Below are 20,647 nucleotides of genomic sequence, written 5' to 3'. Positions count from 1 at the left end.
GTGTGAGATTATGGACGTGTTTGAGGCTATTAAGGGAAGAAGGAGCATTCGAGCTTTCGAAAGTCGAGACGTGCCAAACGAGCTTGTTGAAAAGCTGATTGATGCGGCGCGTTGGGCGCCTTCTGCTGGAAACGTTCAACCATGGGAGTTCGTTGTTGTTCGTAAACCAGAAATCAAGAAGTTGCTTGCTGAAGCCGCACTTAACCAGTCTTTCATTGAAGAAGCGCCTGTTGTGATTGTTGTTTGTGCAAATGAAAATCGTTCCATGCAAGGTTATGGCATTCGCGGCAAAATCCTATACTGCATACAAGACACGGCGGCTGCAATCCAAAACATTCACTTAACTGCTTATTCTCTTGGACTGGGCACCTGCTGGGTTGGTGCTTTCAAAGAAGAAAAAGCAAAAGAAATTTTGAAAGCTCCGCAGGGAGTAAGACCAGTAGCCATAATTCCCGTAGGCTATTCTGCTGAAACTCCTTCTCCAAGAAACAGAAGACCAATAAATCAAATCGTCCATTACGAAACCTTCTAAACAAAAAATGAAATTTAATATCTTTGTGTGTGTATTGTTGTTTGTGAGGTTAATTATTGCGGTATGCCGTAATTGCTGACGCTTACGAAAAAATCGAAGCCACAACTAAACGTTTAGAAATGACCGACCTTCTAGTTGACCTTCTCAAAAACACACCAAAAAACATAATCGACAAAGTCGTATACTTAACTCAAGGCAAAATATACCCAGACTTTATCGGTCTCGAAATAGGTGTGGCAGAAAAACTCGCAATAAAAGCTCTTGCAAGGGCTTCTGGAAGAAGCGAAAACGAAATAGAAGAAGACTTGAAAACAAGCGGAGACATAGGCGAAACCGCCCAGAAACTCATTGCAAAAAAGAAACAAGTAACCTTTTTCCAACAGCCCTTAACAGTTCAAAGAGTCTACGAAACTCTTGACAAGATGGCTAAAGCTTCGGGCTCAGGCGCCGTGGATACCAAAATGTCCCTTTTAGCAGGGCTTCTGGCAGACGCAACTCCCAAAGAAGCCAAATACATAATGCGCACCGTCACAGGAAACCTACGCCTAGGCATTGCGGACATGACAGTTCTCGACGCTTTAGCAATAGCCTACGGAGGCGGAAAAGAAAGCCGCGAACACATAGAACGCGCCTACAACATTTCCTCTGACCTCGGAAGAGTCGCCAAAGTCGTAGCCGAAAAAGGATTAGAAGGCATAAAGAAATTCCAAGTCATAGTTTTCGAGCCCATTCGACCCATGCTAGCCGAAAGGCTTTCTTCGCCCGAAGAGATACTCGACAAACTAAGTGGAAAATGCATAGCTGAATACAAATACGACGGAGAAAGAATCCAAGCCCACAAAAAAGGCGACCAAGTTATCCTCTATTCCAGACGCTTAGAAAACATCTCCAACCAATACCCAGACGCTGTCGAACTAATCAAAAAACACGTGAAAGCAAAAGATGCCATCCTCGAAGCCGAATGCGTCGCCATAGACCTCGAAACAGGCGAAATGCGCCCCTTCCAAGAACTAATGCACCGCAGACGCAAATACGAAATTGAAAAAGCCATGGAAGCCTATCCAGTCTCGCTATTCATGTTTGACGCGCTTTACGTTGACGGCAAAGACTTAACACTAGAACCTTACCCAATCCGCCGAAAAACACTCGAAGAAACAATAAAAGAGAGCGAAAGAGTACAAGTAGCAAAAAGCCTAATCACCAGCGACGTGAAAGAACTGGAAAAATTCTTCCTAGAAGCAATCGAAAACGGCTGTGAAGGACTAATGTGCAAATCCATCGCTGCAGACTCCGTCTATCAAGCAGGCGCAAGAGGATGGCTATGGATAAAATACAAACGCGACTACAAAAGCGAAATGACAGACACCGTAGACCTAGTCATAGTCGGCGCATTCCACGGCAGAGGAAAACGCGCCGGAACCTACGGCGCCCTACTATTAGCAGCTTACAACCCCGAAAGCGACACCTTCGAAACCGTGACAAAATGCGGCACGGGCTTTACAGACGAAGATTTGGAAAAACTGCCAAAAACAATGCAGAAACACATTGTGCAACATAAACATTCAAGAGTCAATTCTTTGCTTGAGGCGGACGTTTGGTTCGAGCCCATCGTGGTGATTGAAATTTTAGGTGCAGAAATAACCCTTAGCCCAATCCATACGTGCGCCATGGACTCGATAAGAAAAGGAAGCGGACTGGCAATTCGTTTTCCGCGGTTCACTGGAAACTATAGACTTGACAAGGCTGCAGAAGACGCGACCACAACTGAAGAGATTGTTGAGATGTATAAAAGCCAACTCAAAACAATCACAGAATAATAAACTTGGTTTATTGGGGTGGTCCCTGGAATTTTTAAATGATACATTTTTTAGGTTATTTGAAGATTTTCGCAAGATTTTAAAGCAAGGAAACCTTAAAATATAATCTAGCATAGAACCGACTAAACTTGGGTCTATGCTTTGAAATTGAAAGGAGACGGAATATGAAAAAGCAAATAGTTTGTTTTCTAATGTTGATATTACTCTTAACAAGCACACTAGCTACGACATTTATCATAAATCCATCTTTTGGAAAAGAAAATGAAAACGTCCCTTCCAATGAAGATTTTATGAAAACAGTTAACGAAAAAACCGTTAACTCAAATGCTCAAAAAAGCAAAGACTCTCAAGCTTCACATAAAAATACAGAAGGCTGGAACTTTAATGACACAAACGCTTGGAAAAACTTCACTTACACGAATGGCGATAAAACCCGACTGATAGTTGGGTTAGAAGAGGAAAACTCTGAAAGTCTCCATGAATTAGAGGAAATAACCGCAAAATATCAAGCAGAAATCGTCAATACCATTTCAATAAGAGGAGAAGTTAAAGCCGCGGTTGTTGAGCTCTCTTTCGCATCAGTAGCAGCATTTGCTCAAGACGCAAGAATCATGGAACTAGCCAGCTACGTGGAACCAAACATGAAGGTTCAAGTTCAATGGATTCCTAACGATCCATACTGGACAAACCAATGGGGTCCACAGAAAATAGAGGCAGATTGGGCATGGAACATCACCACCGGCAGCTCAGAAGTCCTCGTGGCTATTGTCGATACTGGCATTGACTATACCCACCCCGACCTTGCAGCAAACTACGCGCCTTTAGGCTTTGACTGGGCTAATAACGACATAGACCCGAAGGACGATTTTGGACACGGAACCCACTGTGCAGGTATAGTTGCGGCAGTACTGAACAACAGCATTGGTGTAGCTGGCTTAGCGCAAGTACGCATAATGTCAGAAAAAGTTCTAAGTAGCGGAGGTTATGGTTACTGGGATTGGGTTGCGAATGGAATAATTCACGCAACCGACAGCGGAGCTGACATAATCAGCATGAGCTTGGGCGGTTATGGCGACAGTGAACTAGTTCACTCAGCAGTCAAATACGCCTATGATTCCGGAGTCCTCGTAGTTGCCGCCGCAGGAAACGACAACACAAACATGAAATCATATCCCGCAGGTTATGACGAAGTAATCGCTGTAGCGGCAACAGACCAATACGATAACAAGGCGTATTTCTCTAACTGGGGAGATTGGATTGAACTAGCAGCACCAGGTGTCGACATATACTCAACAATGCCCACTTACTGGGTAACCATGAACGATTATGGCTTTTCAATGAATTACGCTTATATGAGTGGCACTTCAATGGCGTGCCCTCATGTGTCTGGATTAGCCGCTCTTGTAATGAGCTTGCATCCTGAAAAATCGAGAGATTGGTTAAGATTGTGGCTACGATATGCTGCTGATGACTTAGGCAACTCTGGTTTTGACGTGTACTATGGTTATGGAAGAATAAACGCAAGAAAGGCCGTTGAACAGATTCCACCAGTACATGAACTTATTGCTTATGCATTACAAACACCGCTATACGTTAAGCCAGGAACTTCAGAAATTATAAACGCAACTATACTTAACTTTGGAGAATACAACGAAGCAGACATAGTTGTACAACTCTTGGCAAACGGTACTGCTGTAGACTCCAAGGTGATAGATTCTTTGGCTTCTGGAAACACAACCACAATTACTCTTTCATGGAGTCCGCTGATTGAAGGATTATACAATGTTACGTTCTACATAACGCCAGTGCCAGGAGAAACAAGCGTAGACAACAACATGCTCTCAAAAAGTATCTATGTAGGAATTCCCGTTAAGGCTGTCGTGTTGCATTCTGCCGGCAATATTTACAGCGAAATCATCACTAACTGGCAAGTGCTAAGTAGTGAATGGTACCTGTTTGGCGACAAAATGGTTTACGTTGACTACACGACATTAAACAAAGAAGGAATAACATACGAAGACATCGCAGCCACAGAAGCAGATGTTCTAATCATTTCGTGCGCTTATGATCCATATGCTGGTTGGCAGTTTACAGACGCTGAAATTGAAGCAATAACACTGTATATTTATGAAGGGCACGGGTTAATCGTCACTGCTGGAACGCTCTATTACGCAGTTCCAAACAACAATAAACTGGCAAGGTTGATTGGAATAAATGAAAATATCACGTATGACGCGGTGGGAACAGACCTCTTACACTTGTTAAACACAACTCATCCGTTGTTCAGAAATGTTCCCAATCCATTCGTCTTCGCCTATGTTGGAACAGCTATTCCTTCCGATGGACGATGGGACTCAAACGAATTAGTCGAAGGCAAATATCTTGCTCTTGGGCACTATCAAGAAAGCGCCATAGTAACCTACAAAGGTTTAGTTTACATTTCTCCATGGCTCGAAATCATACCCGCCTACTATCACCATCACCTGCAACTACTCTATAACGCGATACTATGGTCACGTTACCCAAAACCAGAACACGAACTCACTGTTTCTCTCGAAACTCCAAAACATCTTAAACCAAATGAGTCAACGCTACTAAACGCAACGGTTTCCAACAAAGGACTAAACAACGAAACCAATGTCGAACTGCAACTATTTATCGATGGCTCATTAGTTGACTCCGTGACAATACCTGAGTTACTTGTCGGCTCTTCCTACACTCTAAGCTATCTATGGACCCCAACGGTTCAAGGCATGTACAACATCACAGCCTATGCGCCGCCTATGTCTGGAGAAGAGCTTACAAGAAACAACTTAGCCAAAAAATCGGTGATAGTATTATTCATTGGTGTAAGAAGTGTTCTTGTCTACACAGACGACTATTACGTTACACCTTCTTTACGATATGCCATTGTTGCTTTAGACAACTTGGGAATCAATTATACCCACTATGCTGATGATCCTTGGGAATTTGGCGTAGCATTGACAAGTCAAGCTTGGGATCTGGTTGTTGTTGACCACTGCAACTACTACGCGTTAGGCTCTTATTGGACAGAAATTGAAGAATATGTGCGCAACGGTGGGCTCCTTGTTCTCAGCACTTTCGACATCGACGGATCCAACTCTGAGCCAACAACTTTGTGGAATACCCTTGGGGTTCAATGGGTTTCAGACATGTGGTCACCAGAATCCGTATATCGGTGGAACCCTTCACATTCAATCTTTACCTTTCCAAACACTGTAGGCGACCTCACCTCTTACATTGAAGGATACGCAGACGACGGAGACCACGTAGCAACGACCACGGGCACCTCAATTGCTGGCTTCACAATGCCACCTACCGAAAGTTATGCAGCTATCGTCGTAGGGAACACTTACCCAACAGTGCTTTTCACCTATATGTTGGACGAGTTTCGTTACGACCAAGATGGTGATGGAAAACTTGACGCCATCGAATTGTGGGAGAACGCTATCGTTTACTTGGCAAAAGGCTACGAACATGACCTCGCTGTATCCTTAGATGTTCCAAAGTTTCTTGAACCTAGCGATTCGGCTCTGCTGAACGCAACTGTCCAAAACCGTGGCGCTAACAACGAAACCGATGTGGAATTGCAACTATTCGTCAACGGCACACTTGTCGACTCCGTTTTGATTCCTGAACTTGTGACTGATGCGTCTTTTACGTTTAGTTATACATGGATTCCAACGGTCGAAGGTATGTACAACATCACTGTATATGCGTGTCCAATGCTTGGCGAAGAATTCACAAAAAACAATCTAATAAGCAAAACTGTTGAGGTAAAGATTCTACCTGACATTCTAATTGTAGCTGACGACGACGCGGCATATAAGATACGAGGCACAAGTCTGCCGGAATTTGAATGTGCATTAACGTCCAACGGCTACGAATATTTTGTATGGCAAGAATCTAGCATGGGACGTCCACCACTAGAATTTTTGCTGAAGTTCAAGCTTGTAATATGGACTTGTGGTGACTACTGGAGTTGGGCGGTTGACTCAGCGGATGCTGAAACGCTGAAGGCTTATCTTGCAATGGGTGGAAATATTTTGTTGGAAGGCGAAGATATAGGGTATAACCATGGCTCTGACAATTTCATGGTAAATGTTGCCCATGCAGTCTATCAAGTTGACGACACTTATGCCTACGGATTAACTGTCACAGATCCGTCCCATCCAGTTACGCAAGGGCTACCCATGACCTTCACATGGCTTCAAGGCCCTCCATACGATGATGGCGTATTCCCGACAAACGGAGGATTTGAAGTTATTCGATACACAGATACTTTATGGACGGCTGTCACGGTGTTTGATGGAACAGAAGTGGGTTATGGTTCGGTTGTTTACTACGCTTTTCCAATCTATTGCCTTTGGCAATCAGAAAGAGACACATTGATAATTAACTCTGTAGGTTGGTTAACGCCTTCAGAACACGACTTAAAGGTTTCCTTAACAGCCCCTACATTTCTCGAACTTGGTAATTCAACATTACTCAACGCGACCGTTCAAAACAGAGGACTAAACAATGAAATTAACGTGGGATTCTCCATGTTAATTAATGGCACAGTAGTATACAATACCATAATCGAGGAGTTGCCTGTAGGCAATTCTTATTCCATTAATTATCTGTGGGCTCCTTCAGAAACTGGAAGTTATAACGTGACCGTTTATGCGTCACTCGTACCCGGAGAAACGAATATGGCAAACAATGTTGTAACTCGATGGACTCGCGTATTCTTCTATAGGCGCTCTTATATTCCACATCAATGGGTTGGCGGCGGCAGTTCTATGGGATGGCACGGAGACGATGTGAGCTGGCAATATAATTTATCTTTTGACTTTCCATTCTATGAAATGAGCTACAAAACAATCTATATTTCAAGCAACGGGCTAATAACATTCACTGGTCCTGACACTAGTCCTAGTAACAGCATAACTGATTTGAGTTGTAAATTGGCAATAGCTGTCGCATGGGACGACTGGATAACGAATGATCCTTATGACATTTATGTATGGGAAAATTCCACGCATGTTGGTATCCGCTGGTTTGTGCGCGCCTACGGTTCATCTACAACTGCTAATTTTGAAGCAATATTAAGCAAAGAAGGCATAATACAGTGTAACTACGCATCATGCGATGGACTTGTCACAGCCACAATAGGCATTTCAAACGGTGCAGGCCATATAATTGCAGAAGACGTAACAGACCTTGATTTTATACATACTATAATTTTCTTGCCTTTTCCAAGCAGACATGATGCTGCTGTCGTAGATGTTGTACCCTCTACTAATGAAGTAAGAACTGGTGAAAGCGTTAACATTGACGTTGTTGTTGAAAATCAAGGAAACTTCACCGAAGATTTCACAGTAACTCTATACGCACTTGAACAATGGCTTTCAACGTCAACTGCTCACGCAACCCTTTCTGGTAATCCAACGATTTCAATAATTAATCCAGGTCCAGATGGCTATCCAACTAAATGGACTGCTGGACCACCCAGATATCTTGGCACTTCTAACTTCATATTTTACTCGAATGAAACTTTTGTGGACGCTATGTTCTTTATCAACGTGACTGTGCAAGATGTTGAGTGTATGGACGGTTGGGGAATAGGTATACTCTATGACTATAGCGTGCTAGAATATGCGTCCGCATGGCGTCCTTCAGACCACGTTTTCAGACCAATCGAGGAGATAGGCGGAGTAATTATTGCACCGCCGCCAATAGATGACCCTTTCAATGCTACTCATAGAATGTTGAAGTGGGGTTGCGCATATCTCCTACCAGAGGGAACAGAGTGGAGCTTTAACGGGACAGGTCAATTGTGCCAAATACAATTCAAAATAATCAAAGAAGTAAACGAAACCAAACCAACAGCAAGCGCATGGCTCTCCTTCGACCCTGAATGGACATCCATATACCAACATCCTCCAGGAGAAATAAAACCACAAATGAAATCCGGATACTTTGAATATTCACTGCCTACTGCTCTGCCACCACCAAGATACGTGATAGGAACAGTTACCGTTTACGGTTTAGAACCCGGCGAAAGAAGAATTCTTTCATTTCTATGGAACACTTCTGATATTATGCCTGGAAACTATACGCTTTTAGCAGAAGCAACAGACGTTGTTTACGATGAAAATCCGGAAGACAATGTCTATTATGACGGAATAATTGCTGTCGTGCCCAGCCTAGTTCGCGACATAGCAGTAATCGACCTCGCAGTTCCATCAAGCAAAGTGTATCAAGGATGGATTATTAACATAACTGTAACCGTTGCGAACTTAGGAAACGCAACTGAAACCTTCACAGTCACATTATATTATGATAGCGTAAGCATATCAACTGAAACAGTATATAACTTGGAACCCAACGCGTCTACTCAGCTTATTTTCAGTTGGAATACTACACATGTACCATACTGTCACAGCTACACCATAAAAGCTGTTGCTAGTACGCTTTCGGGCGAAATCAATGTAGAAAATAACACTCTTGTTTATGGCTTGGTAAAGGTTAAAATGATGGGCGATGTTAACGGCGACGAAAAAGTTTCTATGGACGACATAATGCTTACTGTGGATTCTTTCGGTTCTTACCCGACACATCCTAGATGGCTTTCCGACGCAGACCTCGACCAAGACGGAAGAATCACCATGAGCGACATAGTCCTAGTTCTCTTGAACTTCGGAAGCTGTTAATTTCCTCCTTTTTTCCTTAAAGCATTAGATGTTCAAAATGCTGGATAATAGGCTCTTATAGAATTGTTAAAGTGTGCTAAAAATGATTAGAAAAGTTGAGGAATACTTATGATTTAAGACTTTTTGATGTTATGTTTTGCTTATTTTGTTCATATATGCGTATCATCTAAAACATAAGAGTCCACAAAATGAAGAGATGTGGAAAAAAGTTTCACAAATTTTATAAACTTTGAAGAGTTAAAAAATATTTTTGCGTAAACGCTATGTTGCACTTGCGTTTATGCTAAAAAGGATAGGGGAAAGGAAAATGAAAAACCAAATAACAGCAATAGCTTTGCTTTTAATGCTCCTTTCAAGCACTATACCGATTATGCTAACGACAAAATCTGTTGAAGCAAGTCCCAGTGGACCAAGTCTGATAGTGGATGATGCACAAAACAAAATCAACGCTATGATTGGTGCCAAAGGCGGATCAAATTTCACAGATAAAGCCACAGCAACCAATGTTGGTAGCGAAGAGTTAACAGGACTGCTTTTAGGCGTTTTCGCTAAAGAGATAGGCGGGACGCTTACTCCGGAAGATGGCACTGGCTGGTGGTCTCTTGATGGCGTGATATGGTATCCTGCTCCGCCACTCGAAGTTTCTTCATATCTAGACTATCAAGTGGAAGTTATCACGGGTCCTGTTGGAGGAGTCACTTTACCCGTCGGTGCTTCTATGACACAGTATGGAAAAGTTCGGTTCAACCGAGACGTAGGCAATCAAGTTGAGTTTTTAGTGGTGATATTTAAGGACGTTAATGGTGACCGTAAACTATCCGACATTGACATTGTGGTCTCGAGCGGAGATTTTCCAGTGAAGCTTGACATTTGGATTTGGTGGACTACCGAAATTGAAGATCAAGGACTGTTTTACGACACAATTAAAGCTGCGATAGACGCTGCAAGCGCAGGGCAGACAATTTATGTTTACGATGGAACATACAGTGAAGCCCTGTACATTAACAAAAGTCTCACTGTGAAAGCCGCAAGCAACCCGGTCATCAGTGGTGCGCAAATGCGTGCTACAAACTATGGAAATAGGCAAGCTACAATATTTGTTGAAAACGCCCTAAATGTTGTCTTAGAAGGTTTAGATATAGAGGGTCAAGGATTAGGCATACCTGCCGGCACTAGAAGCTATGCAATATTATATGAAAATTCCAGCGGAACGATCAAAAACTGTATAGCGTCTCCAAACACAATAGGCGACATGTATTCGGCTGCAGTAGCTTTTTGGGACAATTCTGTTGTAACAGTTGATAAGTGCTTAATCAAAAATTTCGGAAGAATTGGCATATACTCAAACAATGCGACTTCCATAATACAAGATAACGAGATAATCGGACAAGTCTACAGTCTAGACAATCAAGTTAACTACGGAATTGAGATCGAAGACTACACCGGTCCCTCTGTAGCTGAGATAGTTAGAAATAAAATATATAATTGCAACAACACTCATCCAAGTCCACTTTGGTCATCTGCAGCAATAATTGTTGATATTTGGATGTATTACAATCAAGGCAGTATGATGCCTTCCACAGTTTCCATAGAAAACAACGAAATTTACAACAACTACGAAGCAATTGAAATAACAAAAGGCATGCTATCTTATGCACATTATAACAATATCTACAACAACCCATATGGCATCTTCAACTGGGGCGCCAATTACAATGCAGACAATGCAACATTTGATGCACGTTTCAACTGGTGGGGCAACGCAAGCGGACCTTACCATTCCACAACAAACCCGTCTGGACTTGGAGGCGAAATTGGTGATAATGTTGACTACAGTCCATGGCTTGGAGCATCGTTTGCAACTACTCCAAGAACTTATCATGTAAACCCAACGGGTACTATTCAAGAGGCTGTCAGTGAAGCAAGTTCCGGCGATACAGTGATAGTCCACTCTGGGACATACGATGAACAAGTAGTAATTGCTAAGAGTTTGACTCTTCAAGGCATGGGCGACAGTACGATTGTAAAGCCTTCTTCTGCAGACAAACTTACCACAGTGCTTAACGGACATTGGTGGGGCACAACTAAACAAGTAGCTGGCATTATTGTTGCAAACGTCGCCACTGGAAGCAGTGTAATCGTGAAAAAACTGAAAATAGACGGGGAAAGCGTGACTACCCGACCAACAGGCGCAGATTTCGTCGCGGGAATCTTTTATCGCGAAACTGGCGGTTTGATAGACTCAGTCAATATTACAGGGATAACCGTTACAGATGCTGGTACCGCAGTAAGAGGTTACGGCATCTATCTTTCTGCAGTAGCTAATACCGTCACTGTTGAAGTAAAAGGCTCTACGCTAACAAACTACGACAAAAACGGCATCGATGTCCACGGTAGCAAACTCACAATTAACATTCATGACAACAACTTCACCGGTCGAGGACCTTTGCCTTCCGGAGACGAAGTTCAAAATGGCATTGTTGTTATGGACGGTGCGAAAGGAACTATAAACCGTAATAGGATAAGCGACCACATTTACACTCCCGAAACTTGGTGGGGTGCTGGAATCCTATTTATGGACAGCAGTGGTTCAGCCACTAACAACATCATAACTAACTGCCAAATTGGAATTATCTATCAAGACAGTAGTGGTTCGGCGCAAGGAAACATTGTGAACGGTGGAAGCATAGGGCTATTAGGTGTATGGGCACAGTATACAAAAGCGGGAACTTGGACGGCGACTTTCACGGGCAATGTTATAAGTGGGGTTCATGATGCGTCAGGATATGAAAACGCAGCGGCAGGTGTTCAAAGCTGGGCTGAAAATGCGTTCATCACAGTGAAAATAGAAAACAACCAACTTTCAGGCGATAGAATAACATCCGCTGACGGCATTTTTATTGGAGACTTTCCAGAATACGAGCCTGCTGGTGAAATCACCGCCGCAATAACTAACAATATCGTTTCTGGATGGCAACACGGCATCCGTTTGGTAAGCTCGATAACTACTGCAACCATTAAAGGTAATACCCTTTTCAATAACCTTGGACACGGCATCTACATCGAATCAGCCGTAGATGTTGCTGGCATCTACGTTAACCTCAATAACATACAAAGCAATGACGAATACGGCATTTTGAACGGGGGAACAGGCGTTCTTGATGCGCGTTTCAACTGGTGGGGCGACGCTACAGGTCCATATCATGAGACAAGCTGGGAGTATATGGGTGAGCCTTATGGTCCACATTTTGGTTTGGGAGACAACGTCAGCGACTACGTCCTATATAGCCCATGGCTTGAGTATGCCGTGCCGCTTCCACAACCCACAATGCGAGTGGAACCAAACAGCTATCAAGCTCTTAGATTGAACGAAACTTTCAACATTAACATAACCTTAAGCAACCTAAGTGTAGGTTGGAGAACAGCAGGTGTTCAGTTTAGGCTACAGTTCAATAGCACATTGTTGGAAGTAGTAAGCGTTAGTGAGGGGTCTTTCTTGAAGCAACATGGTGAAACGCTTTTCTTTTACTACGTTGAATATGGCGATCCTTTCTATGGAGACAACATAATTGTAGGTGTTGTTCTACTACCTCAAGAAGAAGGTGGATGGACGGAGTGGCCTAGCGGTACAGGAACAATAGCTACTATAACTTTCCGAGCGAAGTATCAGCCTAGAGGGCTAGACAAACCAAAGTCCACTTGCGATTTGAAACTCGATGACACTCTAATAATGAGCGATGAAGGAGAACGAATTACTCACAGCATCCAACATGGATACTATGAAATCTTACCAGCTCACATTGCAGATGTAAACTTTGACCGAAGGATTAACATGGATGATTTGATGATAGTTGTGGATGCCTTTGGCACCTATTTAGGGCATCTAAGATGGAACCCGCTGGCAGATATAGATCTCGATGGACGAGTTACAATGGGCGACATAATAATAATCTTAGTAGACTTTGGAAAAGTGTACTAAACACAGAAAACACGATATTCCTTCTTTTTTATATTTTAATGCAAATTTTGATTGTGTGAGATTCATTTTTAAGTTGCGGTTTTGAAGATGAAGTACAGTAATGCCGTTGAGTATCTATTATAATTGAATTGATCTTAATAGGGTAAAAATTTGCAAACGTTTTGGCTTACACTTATTTGTCGCTTGTTTCTTGGGCTGCAGTGTTTGTTAAGTTTAAGACTATCATTTCCACGTAGTTCCAAAAATCTCGCTTAAGCTTGAGCCATTCTTCGTCGAATTTTAATTGTTTTCTAAGAAAATATCCACCGCCGAACATTGTGGTTAGCATTATTGAGCGCGGTAGTAGACTCTTACGCTTTTTCTCTTCTTTGCATAATTCAAATGTTATGGTAAAGTCCTCGGGTTTCCCTTCTATGCTCACAGAAACATACCCGTCTACCTTGTAGTATCCGGAGTCGTCTGCAAATATTTGATAACCTCTTTCACTTTTACCTTTGACCGCGTTAAAGTCTTTCTCTTTAAAAAAATCGCCTAGTTGGTTAGTGAGTAAATCTAAATCTACGTTTTTGTTTGTCCAGTTTCTTTGCATAAGGATACCTGCAGTTTCTATAGTTTGTGCTTACTTTAATTTCTATCGTTTATCATGTTATTTTAAACACTTTTCTGGCTTTCTATCCCAAATTTATATATTTGGTATGCGTTTTTAAATATACGAGACTGTGTTTGGTAGGATTTGGCGATGGTTAAGAATAAGAGCTGGTTGATTGTTGTTTTTCTTTTAACCATACTAATCTCAATGTTTCTTACCTTGTCAAATTCGGGTTTTCAAGCCAACGTAGAGGCTTTGTTTGAAAATGGAGCTATACGGGTTCCTACTGATTATCCAAACATAACTTCTGCCTTGATTAATTGCGCAGACGGTGACACTATAATCGTTGAACCTGGGATATATTATGAATCGTTAATACAAATAAACAAGACTGTACGCATTGTCGGAATGGACCGTGAAAACACAGTGATAGATGGAAGTGGAACAACCGCTTTCATATTTAAGATTAATGTCGGCAATGTTATTATAGAGAATTTTACTTGTCAAAACACAAATTTGTTTTATCTTGACGTTGCAGCTATTCGAGTTTACAATGTTACTAATGTTACAATAAGAGATATGATATTTACCAATGTTTATGTGGGAGTTCAACTTATTAGATCAAATCTTACTAATTTAATGTTTAGCCAGTTTTTGAATATTAAATATTGTGGAGTAAATATTAAAACCGTAAGTTGCAATTCGTCTCTAGTTGGTAATACATTTGAGAACATAACGGCTGTTGTCATCTCGGATGTTGATTCGCAATTTACTAAAATATATCACAACAATTTTGTCAATGCTACATTGCCATTTCCTTCGGCAGCAGTCTTTTTTGATGATGGGTATCCTTCTGGCGGAAATTATTGGAGTGACCATGTTGCACAAGACATGTACAATGGGCCTTATCAGAACGTCACTGGAGGAGATGGAATACTGGATGTTGGATATCCATCTGGTGATTATCCATGGGATATGTATCCATTGGCGAATCCGTTTTTGAAGATTACCGTTACTGTTGAGTTAGAGGATTTTGATGTTTTTGTTTCAACAAATGCCACTTTAGTTTCTAATGAGTTTAATGTTTCTGATAAAACTTTAGCTCTAACTTTGGAGAGTGTTGAAGATGGCATTTGTTCTTGTAGAGTTGTCATTCCCAAGAGTTTGTTGTCTTGTGATTCTTTGAATGAATGGGTAGTTTTGTTAGGCGGTGATGTTTTGTCCTATTTGCCCTATGAAGATGGTGAGTTTACATATCTTTATTTTGTTTGTGCACAGCTTATGCCGGAAAGTGTTATCGAAATTGTTGGTAATCAAGCTGTTCCGGAGTTTTCGATTTTGGCGTTTTTGTTTATTTCTCTTGTTTGTTGTTTGGTTGTTTTGGGAATAAAGATTAAGTATGGATGGACGCGTTAATTCTGTTGGTGTCAAAACTTGAAGGCTAAAGATGCTGCTTTTCTAAGCGTCTTGCTACTCGTTATTGGATTAGGTTTGACTGTTTTTTCTTCTCAATCATTTGAAAATGTTAACATTAAAAAAAGCTATAACTCTGCTAATGTTTGGAATGTTACAGGGTACGTTGAAGAGGATGATGTCATTGCAATTGATTTGAAAGCAAGTAATGAGTGGAGCAAGATTATTTCAGGAGAAGAAACTGAGATTTTTCCCGTAGACATAAATATTACTGTGTTTTCTTCCAATGGTGAAAACGCATCTCTTATTTGTCATTATGAAGTTTATTTAGAGCCGCTACAAACACCTATATTATCACCTTTAAATGTTTCTTCTGGCGAAACTGTACAAAATAGGTTTTTGGATATTAAATATTCTGGTCCAGCAGGAGGTTATTTGAGACTTGGACGTGTTAATGTTGCAGGCAACATCACTGTAGTTGTTAGTTCACAATCTGTTTGGGAAAATTTTCTTTCAACTTACGCTCCTAGAAAGTTGACTTTAGCTGTATGTGAGTTTAGTGTTGTACGACCTTACCTTTTTTTGTTACCCCTAAGCTTGATTCTTGTTGTTTCTAGTATTGTTGTTTTTTGGTTTAAGGGCACTCATAGACGTTTTCGAAAGCGTATTGGAAGATGAGGTTTGGTTTTTGAATAGAAAAAAGAACTGAAACAATCTTCCGTAAAAATTAAATAGTTCGGAACTAAAGTATGTAGTGCTGAAAAATATGAGAAGGGAGAGAGGAAAATGAACAAGAAACTTCTAATCGTTAGTCTTGCATTATTTGCATTGATGCCACTTGTTATATCGCCAAAAGTTGCTTATGCTGCGACACCAATAAACGAGCTTGTAATCGACACAATCACGGGTGGCGGTCCAGCTACTTTGGACCCTGCTAACTGTTACGACACAGCCAGCGCCGAATTAATCTTCAACGTTTATGAACCATTGATATACTTTGATGGTGAAAGATTCGACTATTTCATACCGAAACTGGCAACACAGGTATGGGTTGCACCACCAGACCCTGCTGCGCCTGACTGCACGAACTTTACAGTGTACTTCCAAATCCGCGTTGGTGTACCATTCCATCCTTGGTGCAGGTCTGACTTGGGCACGATAACTTTCACGCAGTACTATTTGACGACTGAGGATGTTGAGCACAGTTTTGAGCGTTGGATGGTTCTTGACTATGTTGGTGGTCCGCAGTGGATGATTTATGAGCCGCTGTTCAACACTTATGGGGCCGACCCAACGTGGCCTTCAGACCCGTCCAACCCGATAAACCAGGCTGTGCAAAGCAACAGCACACACGTTTGGCTTAACATCGCAAACCAAGGCTTAACCCCAGGAGGCTCAGTATCCTTTGCGCCAGTCAAACTCTTCGACGACGACCCAGGCAGCTACTGGTATGGCAGAACACGCGCAGCATTCTGGAACGATGTTGGAGCGTTGCCGCTTGGCTATCCCTTGAGAATATTCTTCCAAGTGATAAGCCAGTCTTGGGCTTCAATACTGAGCAAGAGCTGGCTACTGGACTATGTGGGTCCCACAGCTCAAGCAGTTGACCCCACGCACCCAGGAGAATGGGACGGAGACTGGACAACATGGCTCAACTACTGGAACCCAGACGTTGGACAACTACCAGCAATGGACATTATACCGGACGTTGCAGACCCGGGAGTAATGTGTGGAACAGGACCATACATACTAGACTGGCTGCAGTGGTCATACGGTTGGTCCCTGGTCAAATTCGACGATTACTGGGGTGGTTGGCCTGCACAGGATCCACATCCGCCATATCCAGACAGTCCAATTCCGCCAACATGCATAAGTCCTAAAGGATACCTTGAAAGAATTACTGAGAGACAAGTAGCTACTTCGACCGGAATCGCCGAGCTGATTGCCGGAGACACAGATTTTGCTGCTGTTCCACGTGCACGTGTACGCGAGTTACATGTGGGCAACAACAAGGATGGCCCAACCTTATCAGGCATACGATTGAACTATCCAATACCCGGATTGGTCATGAACTCCTTCCACATGACCTTTGACATTGAGCCTACTCCTGACAACCGCTACGGAATAATCTATGCGGCAGACGAGCTTTACGCTGACGGTATTCCAAGGAACTTCTTCAGCAACGTAAACGTGCGCAAAGCCTTTGCGCACTTGATAAACTTCACAATGATACTTCAAGACCAGCTGCTCGGCGAAGCCTACCAACCAAACACTTTCGCTCCTGGAGGCTTCCCATACATAGACGGCTCAATACCAAAATACTACTATGACGAATCCTTAGCTGCAAGCTACTTTGCTGCAGCAAGCTTCGGAGGAACACCGCTCACAAGCGTAGGCTTCACAGTCTACATCACCTATAACTCTGGAAACACAATCAGACAAGCAATCGCCACACAACTAGCAACTTCAATAAACAAGGTAGCAGGAGACAATGGCTGGCCATTCACAGCCAACACAGCAGGACCAGCATGGAGCCAATACTTAACCGACATGGACGCTCACATGCTGCCAGCATTCATGATCGGCTGGCTAGCAGACTACGCAGACATCCACAACTTCGCTTATCCGTACGCCCACAGCCAAGGAACCTTCGCTCATCCACAACGTTACAGCAACCCAACAGTAGACTCTCTAGTAGAGCAAGGACTATACTCGCCAGACGGCCCAATAAGACAAGCAATATATTACCAAATTGAAAACATCTTCTACAATGAAGTGCCCACAGTCCCACTCTTCGTAGCCACCGGAAGAGGCTACATGAGAGACTGGGTCCAAGGACGCTACTACAACCCACTGGCTCCAGGAATATTCGGCTACGACATGTGGAAGTGGCCAATGACAAATACACCTGGTACAGAAGGTTACTTTGTCGGGGATGTCAACTTCGACGGCAAAGTCAGCATGGACGACATAATCGCCATAATCGGCAGCTTCGGTTCATACGCGGGCAAGCAAGGAATGCCAGTATTCCACCCAAGATGGAACTTCTACTGCGACGTTGACGACTCGCCAATGTACAGATGGCGAGACAGAAAAATCGACATGGGCGACGTAGTCAACACAATCGCCAACTTCGGCAAAACAAGCATCACGTGGCACCTATAAAAGGCGAATAGCATAAGTTACCTTCCCCTTTTTTATTTATTGTTAACGTAAAAGTTTTAAAGATGCCAGTTAAAGTTTCTTCGTGCAACTCAATATACCCTTATATTGGGCATTACTTGTGGTAAATTTTATAAAAGGTTTCGACAAACTTATATGTTGTTCATCTAACTCTTTTTTCTGGAGAATGAACAACTATGGGACTAAAGGAATATATTATAAGAAGACTTATCCTTATACTTCCCACAATTTTAGGTGCAATCTTACTTGTTTTCGTGATAACCCAATTATTCACTCCTGAACAGAGGGCGTTTCTTTACATAAGAAGCGAAAAAGACATAGCGAATATTCCAAATTACATTAGAATTTATGGTTTAGACCGCTCCGCCTTTGAACAATTCGGAACATGGCTAAGCCAAGTTCTTCAAGGGAACATGGGATACTCTCGCAGTTTGGAAAAAGGGCCGGTTCTTCAAGTAATGTTGCGTCGGTGGCCAGCAACAATAGAACTCGCCATCTTTATAGCTCCAATAACAATTCTAATTGGAGTTTTTCTAGGAGTAAAGTCCGCCGTTCATAGAAACAAGCCACTTGACCACGTAACACGTCTGCTCTCAATAAGTGGATATTCACTTCCATCCTTCTGGCTAGGAATAATACTTCTGTCAATAACTTTCGCCTTAACGGGGACCGTCATGGTTGGGCGGGTTTCTAAAACAAACGAAAACACAATATATAACGCAGGTCTCTTCACGCGATACACAGGGCTGTTAACGGTGGACGGACTGCTGAACGGGTTGATAAATGGAAGACCATACGGCTACGAAATAACATTAGACGCATTAATACACATGGTCCTCCCCATCACTGTTGTAACAACAATAAACGTTGCTGGGCTCATAAGGCTCACACGTTCGACCATGCTTGAGGCTCTAACAAAAAGCTATATAATAACCGCAAAGGCCAAAGGACTAAAAATGAGCGAAGTGATAAATCGACATGCCAGAAGAAATGCGTTAATACCTGTAGTAACAGTTTCTGGACTAATGGTTGCTGGTTTAATGTCTGGACTAATAATAACCGAGACAGTATTCAGCTTTGACGGCGTTGGAAGATGGGCTGCAGCCGCTGCGACAGGAGGCGAAAGAGGAGCGCCTGATATCGCTTCAGTTGTCGGGTTTACCTTTTTCACAGCATTCTTGTTTGTTTTCTCAAACTTGATAGTTGACATTTTATACGCCTACATAGATCCAAGAATAAGGTTGGGATAAAACATGATCTTCAAAAAGTCAAAAGAAAAGAAAGAAAAAGTTCCATCGCCAACAATAAAAGAAATAAAATTCATGTTGTACCGGATAAGACAAAGTCCATTATCACTAATGGGTTCTGGCATAATCCTATTCTTTGCTCTGGTTGGCATTCTTGCCCCAATCTTGGCTCCTCCCAACCCCTCTTGGGACATTGCAGGGTATGAAGGTAAAAATCCCTTTATACTCCCACGAGTTTCGTATGTTACAGAGCCTCAGCCGCCAAGTTTAGCTCATCCATTTGGTTTAACTCCAGAAGGCTTCGACATATACTACGGAGCTGTTTGGGGAGCAATTACTGCGTTCCGTGTAGGAATTTATGTAGTGGGGTTATCTCTGATAATAGGGATAACTGTAGGCTTGCTTGCGGGCTACTACGGGGGAATAATCGACGAAATTCTAATGCGTTTTACAGACATAATCATAATTTTCCCTGGTTTAGTGTTAGCTATGGCCTTTGCTCTCGCCCTTCCCCAAACACTAAGTATAACTCTAAGAGAAATGCTTCCAATATTCGCCATAATATCCCTTATCTTAACTATAAGCTTAATGATTTCGAAAGGAGGGCCATCTTGGAAATGGGTCGTAATACAGGACGCAGCAATAATCACTTTAATAGTCTCAGTGTTGATTTTTACAGGAAACCTCCCAAATGTAAACATAATCTCCTTTTCTATGACAAAACTTGACAAAGTACTAATAGCGCTAGTCCTAGTAGGCTGGCCAGGATACACCAGAGTAATTCGTGGCGAAGTGCTGAGAGTACGATCTGAGGACTATATAGAAGCAGCCAAAGCTTCAGGTTGCTCAGACTTTAGAATAATAAGCCGTCACATATTACCAAACGCTGTCTACCCAATATTGATTCTAGCCTCAATGGACATAGGCTCAATAGTTTTGACTGCAGCAGCCCTAAGTTTTCTAAGGGTTGGAGCCGAGATGGACTTTGCAGATTGGGGGCAACTAGTAGAAAAAAGCCAAACCTACATGGGAACAGGTAGTAGCCTAATTAGATATTGGTATATATGGGTCATACCTGGCGCTTTTATCTTTCTTTTCTCCCTTGGATGGAACTTGCTTGGAGATGCCATAAGAGACATCATGGACCCAACACTAAGGAGAAGATAAA

General features: G+C 42.4%; 10 protein-coding genes. 9 read left to right on the top strand and 1 reads right to left on the bottom strand.

Annotated features, from left to right (window positions below; all coding sequences use genetic code 11):
• Nucleotides 1-10 precede the first annotated feature (10 nt).
• The 4 genes from HM003_07325 to HM003_07310 all read left to right on the top strand — a co-directional run bounded on the left by HM003_07325 (nt 11) and on the right by HM003_07310 (nt 13,047).
• Nucleotides 11-532: a nitroreductase family protein gene (locus HM003_07325; GenBank protein ID MBX5329142.1), complete on the top strand. Its 522-nt coding sequence runs from the start codon at nt 11-13 to the stop codon at nt 530-532.
• Between the two features lie 56 nt (nt 533-588).
• The gene (locus tag HM003_07320; protein ID MBX5329141.1) at nt 589-2,349 is read left to right on the top strand and encodes an ATP-dependent DNA ligase; all 1,761 of its coding nucleotides are present in this window, start codon (nt 589-591) and stop codon (nt 2,347-2,349) included.
• Nucleotides 2,350-2,513: 164 nt separating this feature from the next.
• Nucleotides 2,514-9,068 (top strand): S8 family serine peptidase, encoded by a 6,555-nt coding sequence (locus tag HM003_07315; protein MBX5329140.1) that lies wholly within the window; start codon nt 2,514-2,516, stop codon nt 9,066-9,068.
• Nucleotides 9,069-9,375: 307 nt separating this feature from the next.
• Nucleotides 9,376-13,047: a hypothetical protein gene (locus HM003_07310; GenBank protein ID MBX5329139.1), complete on the top strand. Its 3,672-nt coding sequence runs from the start codon at nt 9,376-9,378 to the stop codon at nt 13,045-13,047.
• A 172-nt stretch (nt 13,048-13,219) separates the two neighbouring features.
• Here HM003_07310 and HM003_07305 read toward each other — a convergent pair whose 3' ends face one another.
• Nucleotides 13,220-13,636, bottom strand: a complete 417-nt coding sequence (locus HM003_07305; protein MBX5329138.1) for a hypothetical protein — start codon at nt 13,634-13,636, stop codon at nt 13,220-13,222.
• Between the two features lie 150 nt (nt 13,637-13,786).
• Here HM003_07305 and HM003_07300 point away from each other — a divergent pair, with 150 nt between their 5' ends.
• The 5 genes from HM003_07300 to HM003_07280 all read left to right on the top strand — a co-directional run bounded on the left by HM003_07300 (nt 13,787) and on the right by HM003_07280 (nt 20,646).
• Nucleotides 13,787-15,052, top strand: a complete 1,266-nt coding sequence (locus HM003_07300) for a hypothetical protein (protein ID MBX5329137.1) — start codon at nt 13,787-13,789, stop codon at nt 15,050-15,052.
• Between the two features lie 18 nt (nt 15,053-15,070).
• Nucleotides 15,071-15,727 carry a hypothetical protein gene (locus tag HM003_07295; protein MBX5329136.1) on the top strand — a complete coding sequence of 219 codons (657 nt, stop codon included), beginning with the start codon at nt 15,071-15,073 and terminating at the stop codon, nt 15,725-15,727.
• Nucleotides 15,728-15,835: 108 nt separating this feature from the next.
• Nucleotides 15,836-18,214: a hypothetical protein gene (locus HM003_07290; protein ID MBX5329135.1), complete on the top strand. Its 2,379-nt coding sequence runs from the start codon at nt 15,836-15,838 to the stop codon at nt 18,212-18,214.
• A gap of 194 nt (nt 18,215-18,408) precedes the next feature.
• Nucleotides 18,409-19,482, top strand: a complete 1,074-nt coding sequence (locus tag HM003_07285) for an ABC transporter permease (protein MBX5329134.1) — start codon at nt 18,409-18,411, stop codon at nt 19,480-19,482.
• 3 nt (nt 19,483-19,485) lie between these two features.
• Nucleotides 19,486-20,646 (top strand): ABC transporter permease, encoded by a 1,161-nt coding sequence (locus HM003_07280; protein ID MBX5329133.1) that lies wholly within the window; start codon nt 19,486-19,488, stop codon nt 20,644-20,646.
• Nucleotide 20,647 lies beyond the last annotated feature (1 nt).

Source organism: Candidatus Bathyarchaeota archaeon A05DMB-5 (assembly GCA_019685655.1).
Lineage (GTDB): Archaea > Thermoproteota > Bathyarchaeia > Bathyarchaeales > Bathycorpusculaceae > DSLH01.
The sequence above is the reverse complement of the archived record's forward strand: the minus strand, read 5'-3'. Positions and strand labels throughout refer to the sequence as shown.